Source organism: Brotocaccenecus cirricatena, assembly GCF_020687045.1.
Classification (GTDB): Bacteria; Bacillota; Clostridia; order Oscillospirales; family Oscillospiraceae; genus Vescimonas; species Vescimonas cirricatena.
In genome coordinates this window covers 1-11,930 of record NZ_JAJEPW010000073.1, presented here as the reverse complement: position 1 = coordinate 11,930, position 11,930 = coordinate 1, and the positions used below count along the sequence as shown (strand labels likewise).

Sequence of the window (11,930 nt, the reverse complement as noted above, 5' to 3'; positions counted from 1 at the left end):
ACACCCCTGATGGGTTTCTTTCGTAACTATCTTCCTTTCCGATGGCGGAAGATTTCCGAGTTTTTCGACAGTCTCAAATAATTCTCTGGGAGGTATTTGCCATGTCCCTTGAAACCAATCCCGCCCTGCGCCGCAGCGTGATCTATGAGCTGTACGTCCGCAGCCACACGCCCCAGGGCACCTTCCGGGCCGTGGAGCCGGATCTGCCCCGGATCCGGGCCCTGGGCACGGACATCCTGTGGCTGATGCCCATCCACCCCATCGGGGAAGCCAACCGCAAGGGCAGCATGGGCTGCCCCTATGCCAACCGGGACTACCGCACGGTGAACCCGGAGTATGGCACCCTGGAGGACTTCCTCCACCTGGTGGACGCCATTCACGATAATGGCATGAAGTGCATCATCGACGTGGTGTATAACCACACCTCCCCGGACGCCACCCTGGTGGCCCTGCACCCGGAGTATTACTATCACAAGCCCGACGGCAGCCGGGGCAATAAGGTGGGGGACTGGACCGATGTGGTGGACCTGGACTACGCCGTTCCCGGCCTGTGGGATTATCAGATCGAGTCCCTGTGCTATTGGGCCCAGTATGTGGACGGTTTCCGCTGCGACGTGGCCAGCACCGTGCCTGTGGCGTTCTGGCGCAAGGCCCGGCAGGCGGTGGAGCGGGTGCGCCCCGGGGCCATCTGGCTGGGGGAGAGCGTCCACCTGGACCACATCCTGGCCTTCCGCCGCCAGGGGCTGTACGCCGCCACGGACAACGAGCTGTTTGACGTGTTCGACATTCTGTACCCCTACGACATCTGGCCCCTGTATGAGGGAGCCACCGGCGGGACCATGCCCCTGAGCCGGTATTTTGCCGCCCTGAGCTATCAGGAGCTGAGCTTTCCCACCTGGTACAACAAGCTCAGCTGCCTGGAAAATCACGACCAGCGCCGGGCGGCGGACCGCTTCCCCAACCGGGACAGCCTGCTAGCCTGGACGGCCCTGAGCTATTTCCAGAAGGGGACTACCCTGCTCTATGCCGGGCAGGAGGTCTCTGCCGTCCATACGCCCTCCCTGTTTGAGCGGGAGCCCATCGACTGGACCGGGGAGGACCTGTCCCCCCTGCTGCGGAAGCTGTACGACATCAAAAAGCGCCTGCCCACAGACGCCGCCTTCCATGTGGAGGCCGACGACGCGCAGGGCCTGGCCGTGGCCGACTACCGGGACGGCCAACACCTGGCGGTGGGCGTGTTCCCCCTGGCGGGCCGACCGGGGACGGCCGCCGTCCCCCTGGCCGACGGCAATTATGAAAACGCCCTGACCGGCGAGTCCGTCACCGTCCGGGAGGGCCGTCTGACCGCCGCCGGGCCGGTGATCATCCTGTAAGCGAAAAAATAAGCGCAAAAAAGCAGCCGCTAGGCTGCTTTTTTGCGCTTATTTTTCACATATCCAGGAGCTTCAGCTCCTCCTCGTCCACCTTCCGCAGGTCCCGGCGGCTGAGAATGTCGTACATACACGGCACCACCAGCAGGGTCATCAGCGTGGCATACAGCAGGCCGCCGATGCACACCAGGGCCACCGGCTGCATCAGCGCCGTGCCCACGTTGTTGCCGAAGGCCATAACGATCAGGCCCAGAATGGTGGTCAGGGACGTCATGAGAATGGGCCGCAGACGGGTGACGCCGGCCTCGATGATGGCCTCCCGGCGGCCCATACCCTCCAGCCGCAGCTGGTTGATGTAGTCCACCAGGACGATGCCGTTGTTGACAATGACACCCACCAGCATCACAAAGCCGATCAGGGAGATGACGCTGACCTCCACCCCCGCCAGCAGCAGGGCCAGGAAGCCGCCGGTGAAGGCCAGGGGGATGGTGAACATGACGATCAGCGGCGAGCGCAGGGACTGGAACTGGGCCACCATCACCAGATACACCAGCACGATGCCCAGCAGCAGCATCAGCAGCAGCTGCCGGATGGCGTCCATGATGGCCTCGTTCTCCCCCTGGAAGGCGGCGGTGACGCCCTGGGGCAGCTCCGCCTGGCCGATGATCTTTTCGGCGGCGGAGGTGACCTTGGTGACGTTATAGCCGTCGGCCACGTCGGCGGACACGGTGATATACCGCCGCTGCTGGTCCCGGTTGATGGTGTTCAGGCTGACGGTCTCCTCCAGCTGGGCGATGTCCCCCAGGCGGACGGACTCGCCGCTCTGGGTGCTGCCGGAGGCGCTTGCGCTGCTCATGCCGCTCATACTGGACATGCTGCTCATACTAGACATGCCGCTCATGCTTCCCATGGAGCTGCCGGAGGAGGCGCTGCTCATCATGCTGCTCATGGCGGAGGCAGAGGAGGGGTCAATTTCCAGATCCAGGAGCTTCTCCCGGGTCATGCGGCTCTCCTCCGGGGACTGGATGGACACGCTGACGTCCAGCCCGTCCAGGGTCAGGGACAGGGAGCTGTCGGTGTCCGTCAGGGCGGAGGCCACGGCCATGTACACCTGGGCCACGGTGAGGCCCTTCTCCATGGCGGCGTTGCGGTCCACGGACAGGTGCAGGGCGGCGGCCGCCTGCTCCAGGCCGTCGGACACGTTCTCCGTGCCGGGGACGGTGGCCAGCTTCGCCGCCAGGTCACGGGCGGCGGACTGCATCTGCTCCATGTCGTCACCATAGACGTTCAGGGTGATGCCGCTGCCGGTGAGGTAGGACATATAGGTGTCCATGGCCCCGGAGGCGGTGACGGTGCAGTCCATGCCGGCGCAGGCGGCCTCCATCTGCTTGCCGGCCTCCGCGCCGGAGGCCCCCTCCGGCAGGGTGATGTAGGCGGTGACGTCGTATTCCCCGCCGCCGGCGGTCATCATGCTGGTCATGTCCATGCTCCCGGCGCCGGAGGCGGAGGACATCATCGCGCCCACGGTTTCCACGTTGTCCACGGCGGCGATGCGCTGCAGGGCCTCGTCCGCCAGGGCCACCGCCTGCTCCCGGGTGCAGCCCTCGGGCATGGAGATGGTCAGGTTCACGGTGTTCATGTCGATATTGGGCATAAAGGCGAAGCCCCGGGCCAGGGCGGCTCCGGCGGAGCCCACCAGCAGCAGCAGGGACACCCCCAGCACCACCAGCTTGTGGTGGATGGACCAGGACACCGCCTTGCGATAGGCGGGATAGACCTTATCCAGCAGTCCCGGCTTCTGGGGCTTCTCCTTGCGGAGCATACCGGCGGCCATGGCGGGCACCAGGGTCAGGGCCACAATGAGGCTGGCCAGCAGGGAATAGGTCATGGTCAGGGCCAGGTCCGTGAACAGCTGCTTGGTGATGCCCTCCACGAACACGATGGGCAGGAACACGCACACGGTGGTCAGGGTGGAGGCCACGATGGCGCCCAGCACCTGCCGGGCCCCGGATACCGCCGCCTGGATGACGGTGGCCCCCTTGGAGCGCAGTCGATAGATATTCTCAATGACCACCACAGAGTTATCCACCAGCATGCCCACCGCCACGGCCAGGCCCGACAGGGAGATCATGTTGATGGTAACGCCGGAGAAGTACATCAGCACCACGGCGAAGATCACGCTGATGGGGATGGAGCACAGGGTGATCACCGTGGGCCGCAGGTCCCGCAGGAACAGATACAGGATCAGCACCGCGAACAGCGCGCCCCAGCCCAGAGACGACAGAATGGAGTTGATGATAAGGTATATGTAGTCCCCCTGGTCCATCAGGGGTACGAAGGAAAGCCCCTCGTACTCCGCCTCCAGCTCCCGGAAGCGGCTGTTGATGTTGTTGGACACCTCCGCCGTGGCGTAGGTGGACTGCTTGTTGAGGGAGACGATGACGCCGTCCTTGCCGTTGAGCTTGTCGTAGATCTCCGAGGAGTTGTCGGTGATGGCCACATCGGCCACGTCCTTCATGCGGATGGGGTCGATGCCGTCCATCCCCAGGTCAAAGAGCACCAGGTCCTCCAGGTCCTGCCGGGTGTCGATGGCATCGCCCACGGAGACCATGTAGTTGACGCCGTCCTCCTTCAGATATCCGGCGGGCATGGAGAAGTTCTGGGCCGTCAGCAGGGCGGTGATGGTGGGTAGGCTCAGGCTGGAGGACAGGTCCGCCTGGCTCAGGGCGGTGGAGCGGGATTCCTCCAGGGTCTGGAGGCCCTGGTCGATCTGGCTCAGGGCGCTGTCCAGCTGGATGTTGGCGGAGATGATCTGGGTCACGGCGTCGGTCATGGTCAGGACCCCGGCGGATACCTGGTCCGCCAGCTTGGCCACACCCTCGTCGGTCTCCAGGTCCCGCAGCTGCTTTTCCAGCTCCTCCAGCTGCTTCTGCCACTCCTTGGCCCGCTGGACGGCCTCGTCCCACTTGACGCCCAGGGCCGCCATGCGCAGGTCCAGCGCCGCCAGCTCCGCCTGGATGCGGACGTATTCGGGGTCACTTTCGATTTCGGCGATGGCCGCCTGCTTTTCCTCCTCCGTCATGGAGGGGTTCTGGCGGATGGCCTCGATCTTCGCCTGATACGGGGCGTTTTCCGCCTCCAGCCGGGCCTTCTCCCGCTGAATATCCGCCAGCTCCTGGAGGTTGTCCTGGAGCTGGTCCCGGCTGTCCCGCATGGTTTTCAGACTGTCCTGAATGGTGGTAAGGGCCTGGGTCACGGCGTCCCGGACGGCGGATTCCTCGGCGCTGCGGATAGCAGCCTTGGCGCTGTTGACCTGGCCCCGGGCGGAGGCCAGCTGCCCTGCCGCGTCGTCCAGCTGCTTCGCAATGGCATCGGACAGCCGCTGGGACAGAGCATCCAGCTTCTTTTGGCTGAGGATCACATGGAGCTGACGCTCCACCGTGCCGCTGACGGTGACGCTGGCCACGCCGGTGATGCCCTCCAGCTTGGGGGACAGGGTGTCGTTGACGAAGTCCGACAGCTGGGTGATGTCCTTGCCGTCATAGGACAGGGCCGCCACCTGCACCGGCAGCATGGAGGGGTTCATTTTCAGCACATAGGGGTCGCCCACGGTGTCGGACCAGGAGCCCTTCAGCTGGTTGATCTTCTGCTGGATATCCACGCTGACGGTGTCCATGTTCACCCCGTCCTCAAACTCCAGCACCACCATGGACACGCTGTCCATGGAGCTGGAGGTGACATTCTTGATGCGGTCGAGGGTGGCCATGGACTGCTCCAGGGGCTTGGTGATGTCGGCCTCCACAGTTTCGGGGCTGGCCCCGGGGTCGGTGGTCACCAGGATCACATAGGGGAAGTCCATGTTGGGCATCAGGTCGGGGGTCATCTTCAGATAGGCCACCACACCCAGCACCACAATGGCCAGCACCGCCACGAACACCGTCAGCGGCTTCTTTACGCTGAATTTGGGCATAATCGTATCGCTCCTTGCGCATTATAAGTCAGTTGTTACACGACTGTAAAAAACATTTTAAAGAATTTTAACATTCTAAAGCGCCGCGCGCAAGAGGGGCGGGCAATTATTAACGAAACTGTTACAAAATCCCGTCTTTTCCTTAGCCTAACGAAAAAAATATTAAAAGCCTCGCAGAGTTTGCCGCCCGCAGGCGGCAAATAAATTGCAATTATTTTTTGGCCGGGGCGTGTACCTGAACAAGAATTCTTCTCAGGCTTTCGCACGCACGGCGTGTGAAAGCGCGATGTGACGTCTCATGAAAAACGAAAGCACCTTCGGCACTATAAAAAGCCTTTCAAGCTTTTTAACAGGTTTTGGCATAAGACAGGTAAAATCTCGCATTACAGGGGCAACACAGTTGACTCAAGTTATAGATAAACTTTCAGTTGCCGCAGAAATCGTTTGCAAACCTATTTTTTCGGGCATCTTTTCGTTCGAGGGGTATGATGGGATATTAAACCGAAATGTAAATCGACAAGTGCGCTCTACGCTAATTAGAAGTAATGGAAAAGTAAACCATCTATGTATAGGTGAGAATTGCTTTATAAAATACTGGCCCGAGTATACTCCTAAACAAGAGAATGTAAGACCACATTATAGCTTTTATGAAATAAATGATTTGTCATTTGGATACTTCATATCAAACTTGGTTGAAGACGTGTATATAGCAACAGTGGGGGCGAATCTGCCGGGGACTTTGACATCTATGTTCTATCCAATTGAAAACACCAAAGAGGCCCACAAATTAACTGAAGTTTCAATGGAAATGTAGATTATCTGTTGCCCGTTGATTGGGAGGTATAGTTATGACCTCCTTTTCCCATAAAAACTGATCACACCTGTTTCCCGTTGTCCGTGGGGAAACGTGAAAGGACGGCACAAAAGCGCCGTCCTTTGACCTTGCCCCACCTCTGGCCACGATGACCAGAAGCAGCGGGACACTTCCTTGACCTTCTATCTCCGGATAAGCTGAGCGCCGCCGTGGATGCAGCCGGTGCGGAAGCACGGGAAGCACGCAGCCGCTATGACGCTGCCGCTGCCAAAGTGACGGACAAAAAGGCAATGCTGAAAGCAATGGACAATTACCGCAACACCGATCCCGTTATCAAGGAGTATCGCATGATCCGCAAGGAAAAGGACAAGCAGAAATTCTATGCCGCGCATGAAGCGGATTTTATCATCAACGACGCTGCCAAGCACCAGCTTGACAAGCTGGGCGTACCGAAGCAGCTTCCGAAGCGCAAAGATGTCGTTGCGGAGATTCAATCTCTCATTTCAGAGAAAAACGAGTGCTACAACGATTACCGCGAGAAAAGCGAGCGGCTGCATGAGCTGATGACCATGCAGCGCAACTATCAGATGGCGATACAGCCGCAGCAGCCGAAACACAGACGGAAGCATGAGATAGAACTCTAAAAAGCAAAATGCCGCACAGGTTTCCCCATGCGGCACAATGCTCATTTCCCGAACAGATCGCTATGCGTTCCGGTTCTGGAAAGTGTCAGCACCAGAACATCGCCCTCAACGCGGTAGATCAGAAGCCAGTCGGGCTGAATGTGGCACTCCCGGTGTCCACGCCAGTTGCCGGTCAGGTCATGATCTCTGTTCTCAGGCGGCAGCGTGTTTCCCATTGCAAGCGTTTCGATCACGGTTTCAAGAAGCTCAATTTGCAGTCCGCGCTTGATTGCCAGCTTGTAATCCTTCTTGAACGCCGTGGTCGGCTTGACGGTCAGCTTTGTCTTTCTCACTTTTTCAGATCGGCAAAAAGCTCGTCAAGGTCGTTATAGCCCTTTACAGACGGGTCTTTTGCAATTCTTTCCGCTTCCAGCATGGCGGCAATCGTCTCCTTGTTAGGCTGATTGATGGAGATTTCAAACGGAATCCCGCCCTCCCGGATCGATTGACGCACGAAAATATTGAAAGCCGTTGTGAGATTCATGCCAAGCTCCGAAAACAAAGCGTCAGCCTGTGCTTTCAGGTCACTGTCCATTCGGATGCTGATGTTTGTTGTAGTTCCAGCCATGAAATCATCCCCTTTCTACTGGCACTATCATTATACGCTATCTGCACGAGAAATACAATACAGCGCACGAAAAAGATACAATTTGTTTTCAAATCCCAAAAGGAGCAACTGCCCCCCAAAAAAGCGCAAAGAACGCGCCGAAGAGACTTACCCATACCGCAATACAACCCGTTCCCCAAATGGAGCGTACAGGGCAGAAAAAGCCTGAAAGTGATACCGAGATTTACAGTTTGACCATCTGCCGGAGCGTAACGCTTTGGCGACAGATAGGAGTGTAAAAATGCCGAAAATGAACAAGCAGCGGCGGCTGGAATGGTCGTTCTTCCTCGACCACCGAAACCGCATTTCCTACAATCCCCTTTGCCGTGGGTGTGTCCACGGCTGCAAGCAAAGCTTCCGGGCAATCGTTGTTCTTTGTCCGCATTACTGGTCAAAATGCTGGAAACCGCCCGACTGAGGGCTGTCACGATTCGTTATACCTCTAATTCCCACGAAGGAGGTGACATTCCATCACTGAGTACATGAGAGCGGATACCCGGCTGCCGCCGTATCTGCCATATCCCCGTTTCCTGCTGCAAACAGACCTGACCCAGACGGCGAAGCTGCTGTACGCGCTGCTGCTTGACCGGGCGACGCTCTCACAGGCAAACGGCTGGCTGGACGAGGGCGGCAGGATTTACCTTGTGTTCCCCATAGAGAAGATTGCCGCCGCACTGGACAGAAGCTCCATGACCGTGAAAACCGCTCTTTCCGAGCTGGAGGACGCCGGGCTGATTGAGCGGCGCAGAAGTGGCTTTTCCAAGCCGAACCGCATCTATGTAAAGCTGCCGCCAGACGGACAGAAATTTTTCCAAACGACAGACAGAAATCCGTCCTTCATTGAGAAAGAAAACTGTCCCCTAACAACCTGGGTGACTCAGAAATAGGGAAGGCATTTGGGGTCAGCGCTGCCAGCGTTCGTATGATGCTGACACGAGCCAGAAGTAAAGCCCGCAAGGCCATGGAAGCGGGATTCGGCGGCAAATAAGACGGCGGCTAAGGTGCTTTTTGCGCTATTATGTCCCAGCTTCATCTCGTTGCTTGGATATAATAGCCAAAAAGCATCTGCCGTCTTTTGTCATATATTACGATTCTTTCGAAAAAAGCGAAAAAACCTGTTGCAAAGTAGCTGCAGCGGAGTTGTATATAGTAGAGACGTAGGCATACATCCCACTATATAAAAGAAAGAGAGAAAACGTATGAAAGAATGGAGACGCGTACTATCCTGTTTCCTGGCCGTGCTGCTGACGGTGTACTTGGTCCCCGTGCAGGTAATGGCTGAGGAACTGGGAGATCTGTGGCCGCCAACAACAGAAAACGTCGTGGATGCGCCTGCGGATGTCGTGGGCGAGATACTGGAACAACGGGAAGAAAATCGGAAGGAGTTCCTGCTTACCGACGGTACAAGGCAGGTGGTAATTTATCCGGCGGCAGTACATTACCAAAAAGATGGATATTGGGAGGAAATTGACAACCGGTTGCTGCCGTCTGCTGCGCAGGATGGTGAAACCGTGTATCGAAACGCAGCCGGTATGTGGGATGTCTCTGTTCCTGCTGAGCTGAATACCGCCAATGGAATCACGGTCAGCCGCAGCGGGTACAGCTTGTCATTCTATCTGACAGGTCAGTTGTACGAAGACGATGGTGCGATTTCCGAAAGCGGTTCGGGCTATATAGGTGAGGAGTTGCCGGGCGAAGATATGATCTGTGTCCCCGCAGACGAAAGCGCTGCCGAGGTCAGCAGCATTGCTTCCACTCTGGCAGATGAGGGACAGCTTCAGCCGGAGGCTGCACTGAATAATCAACGCAGCGAAACCGCGTATCAGGATGTTTATCATGACACAGATGTGACCTATGACCTGGATTCAAATCGGCTGAAGGAGTCTTTGATTCTGCGCAGTTGCCCGAAAGAGTTGTTAGGCTACCGCTACCATCTGGAGGCAGAAAATCTGCGATTGGAACTGCAGGAGGATAACCGTATTCTGGCCTATGCAAAAGATGCCGATTCCGAAGCCAAGCCGGTGTTCTATATGCCGGCTTCTTATCTATTGGATGCGGAAAATGTATGCTCCGATGATATCAAGGTGATTCTGGAGGAAAACGAAAAAGGATATGAACTGCGTTACTACCTGCCTCAGGATTGGATGGCAGACGCCTCATATCCTGTTGTCCTGGACCCCGTGGTTTTCAACCTGTGTCCAATACGTTCACCATTTGGGATAAAACTGTAAGTCAGCGCAATTCTGAGTTAGCCGGTTCCGCATATATCGCAGCGACAACATGCTCATCGAGCCGCAGAACCAGCGGAGGAAAATCAAATGCTCCAAGACAGACGGCGAGGGGCCGAAACACAGGCCCGGTAAGGATGACGGTATGAAGAAACCAGAAACAAATACTTTACGTATTGAGCCCCGAAAGTTTCATGCATCTGCGGTAGTAATAGCGATGATGATCGCATATCTTAATTATTATTACATTATTCCAGCGTTTCGTATAGCTTTTCCGCCTATAGGCTTAGATACAGTCGTAGTTGCCCTCATGGGTGTCACGCTTAATACGCTAGCTTTCGCACATATTATTGCTACCAGTCGAACGTATATCGTGTCTGCCGAAGGAATTACGGTCATTTTTTTGGGCTTTATCCGTCGACTATATCCATGGCAGCGGTTCCAGAGTATTAACGCGTGCCCCATAGACATAGGCAATCCTTCGTGGGGAGGCCAACCGTTTTTAATGGTTTGCAGCACCGTGCCGATTCGGACGATGGAGGGGGGAAAAATTGATTTGGAGCGTACTATCTACCGCTGGCCCCATATTTTGTTCTTTCCTCTACTGCCGGGCGAGGAACGCATGCAATTTGAAAGCCTGCGGCGGGGGGAAATACCTCCCGACCTGGAGAACCAGGAACCCGACGAGGAGGAATAAGTATCCCGGCTGACCGAGATGACCTGGGGCAGCAACAAGCTGCATTTTACCTACGACTCTCTGGGCCCGGCGTCTGTGACGTACAACGGCAACAGGTATTTCTACCTGAAAAATGCCCAAGGCGATGTCACCGGTCTTGTGAACGCCAGCGGCACCCAGGTGGTGTCCTACACCTACGATCCCTGGGGTGCGCCCATGTCCACCGACGGCACCATGGCTTCCACCCTCGGCACCGCGAACCCCCTGCGCTACCGCGGGTATGTCTACGACACCGAGACGGGCCTGTACTACCTCACCAGCCGGTACTATAACCCGGTTTGGGGAAGGTTTATCAATGCGGACGGTCTGATTGTTGACTGTGGGGCAAACACGCAGAATCTATTAATAAGGCTCAATCTTTCGTATCGGGTATTAAAGAAACGCTTTGTGCTTCTATATCATCTTCACACATATAACAGAAGAGGCGGTCACGTCTATTATATTTTCCCATAGGTGATAGTATGGTTGTTAGACTAACATTTGATTCCAGAATTAGTTACGTATATGTTCCGGATGGTTACATAACAGACGTCAAATCATTACAATGCTCATTTCTTGAGTGGGTATACGATAATCCAAATTGCATGGTAAAAGCGAAGGGGAATACGGTATTTTCTTTTGGAGAAAATGATTTTGTGTCGTTTATAAACGCAGTCGTTTTGCGTGGAAAAAACGAAAAAGCATATGTATGTCCTTGTGAAAATCTGTGTAAGCAAAGAATCCTATCGATAAATCTATAGCGCGAAAAACATTTGTTTAGACAGTTTGAATGCCTACAGTGTGCTCATCTGGATTCTTGCTGAAATGCCCAAGGCAACGTTACCGGTCTTGTGAATGCCAGCGGCACCATGGCCTCCACCCTCGGCGCTGCGAATCCCCTGCGCTATCGTGGGTATGTATTATGTTAGGGGGCTTTATCGCCGCCAACTTCTGCGCATTTCCCGCGGTGTTTATATCCATTGCAGCCGGAGTAGCGGTTGACGGTTTTTTCTATGTGTTAAAGGACCGCTTCCTAAAGGCATACAGAAAGAAGGGTAAAACATGATCGGTAATATTTCCATAATAGGCTTTATTGTTGCAGTGACCGTCTCTGTTGGTTGCATGATAACAGGGCTTTGGATGCTGTTTTCCCGGAAATATAAACATGATCCGCGGAATCCCATAGGCACCGCTATTGCTATGCTCCTGATGCCGCTTGGATTGGGATTGCTGGCCTTTAATGAAATCGGCTTTTTCCCGGCGCGATATTACCGCATTTTGATTGTTATTGGAATTGGATTAGGTGGAGGCGGCGCTGAGCTCCTCACGCTTTCTATCGTCCATGTTTGTCGTAAAGGCGGAAAGAAAAAGGACGCAAGAACGGGCATAGTAGGGGCATGCCTTGTTGGAATCTTTTTCCTGGTGATCTTGACGTGCATGATTTTCATGCCTTTTGCTCCTTGAAACAGCAATTAAGAACCAGGAACCCGACCAGAGGGAATAACCGTCCCGGCTGACGGACGTGGCCGTCTTTTAACGGCAG

11 protein-coding genes are annotated in these 11,930 nt (G+C 55.8%); 8 read left to right on the top strand and 3 right to left on the bottom strand.

Translation table 11 applies throughout. The features are described 5' to 3' along the window. The first annotated feature begins 101 nt into the window (after positions 1 to 101). Positions 102 to 1,373 carry an alpha-amylase family glycosyl hydrolase gene (locus LKD37_RS15210; protein WP_302929950.1) on the top strand — a complete coding sequence of 424 codons (1,272 nt, stop codon included), beginning with the start codon at positions 102 to 104 and terminating at the stop codon, positions 1,371 to 1,373. Between the two features lie 55 nt (positions 1,374 to 1,428). Here the strand turns inward: LKD37_RS15210 and LKD37_RS15205 are convergent, their stop codons facing one another. Beyond that, entirely contained in the window at positions 1,429 to 5,340 is a 3,912-nt protein-coding gene (locus LKD37_RS15205; RefSeq protein WP_302929949.1) for an efflux RND transporter permease subunit, read from the bottom strand. 298 nt (positions 5,341 to 5,638) lie between these two features. Here LKD37_RS15205 and LKD37_RS15200 point away from each other — a divergent pair, with 298 nt between their 5' ends. Continuing rightward, entirely contained in the window at positions 5,639 to 6,154 is a 516-nt protein-coding gene (locus tag LKD37_RS15200; protein WP_302929948.1) for a hypothetical protein, read from the top strand. 209 nt (positions 6,155 to 6,363) lie between these two features. Then, positions 6,364 to 6,798 (top strand): hypothetical protein, encoded by a 435-nt coding sequence (locus LKD37_RS15195; RefSeq protein ID WP_302929947.1) that lies wholly within the window; start codon positions 6,364 to 6,366, stop codon positions 6,796 to 6,798. A gap of 41 nt (positions 6,799 to 6,839) precedes the next feature. Here the strand turns inward: LKD37_RS15195 and LKD37_RS15190 are convergent, their stop codons facing one another. Continuing rightward, positions 6,840 to 7,130 carry a type II toxin-antitoxin system mRNA interferase toxin, RelE/StbE family gene (locus tag LKD37_RS15190; RefSeq protein WP_195615463.1) on the bottom strand — a complete coding sequence of 97 codons (291 nt, stop codon included), beginning with the start codon at positions 7,128 to 7,130 and terminating at the stop codon, positions 6,840 to 6,842. Then, positions 7,127 to 7,405 (bottom strand): type II toxin-antitoxin system RelB/DinJ family antitoxin, encoded by a 279-nt coding sequence (locus LKD37_RS15185; protein ID WP_022180030.1) that lies wholly within the window; start codon positions 7,403 to 7,405, stop codon positions 7,127 to 7,129. The genes LKD37_RS15190 and LKD37_RS15185 overlap by 4 nt, the downstream gene beginning before the upstream one ends. Positions 7,406 to 7,926: 521 nt before the next feature. On the opposite strand from LKD37_RS15185, the gene LKD37_RS15180 reads away from it, so the two are divergent. The 5 genes from LKD37_RS15180 to LKD37_RS15160 all read left to right on the top strand — a co-directional run bounded on the left by LKD37_RS15180 (position 7,927) and on the right by LKD37_RS15160 (position 11,851). Then, positions 7,927 to 8,331, top strand: coding sequence for a replication initiator protein A (locus LKD37_RS15180; protein ID WP_370686880.1), 405 nt, complete (start codon positions 7,927 to 7,929; stop codon positions 8,329 to 8,331). Between the two features lie 312 nt (positions 8,332 to 8,643). Next, positions 8,644 to 9,675 carry a hypothetical protein gene (locus LKD37_RS15175; protein WP_302929946.1) on the top strand — a complete coding sequence of 344 codons (1,032 nt, stop codon included), beginning with the start codon at positions 8,644 to 8,646 and terminating at the stop codon, positions 9,673 to 9,675. 142 nt (positions 9,676 to 9,817) lie between these two features. Beyond that, entirely contained in the window at positions 9,818 to 10,369 is a 552-nt protein-coding gene (locus LKD37_RS15170; protein WP_302929945.1) for a hypothetical protein, read from the top strand. Positions 10,370 to 10,387: 18 nt separating this feature from the next. After that, positions 10,388 to 10,861, top strand: coding sequence for an RHS repeat-associated core domain-containing protein (locus LKD37_RS15165; RefSeq protein WP_302929944.1), 474 nt, complete (start codon positions 10,388 to 10,390; stop codon positions 10,859 to 10,861). Between the two features lie 588 nt (positions 10,862 to 11,449). After that, positions 11,450 to 11,851, top strand: a complete 402-nt coding sequence (locus LKD37_RS15160; RefSeq protein WP_302929943.1) for a hypothetical protein — start codon at positions 11,450 to 11,452, stop codon at positions 11,849 to 11,851. Positions 11,852 to 11,930: the final 79 nt, after the last annotated feature.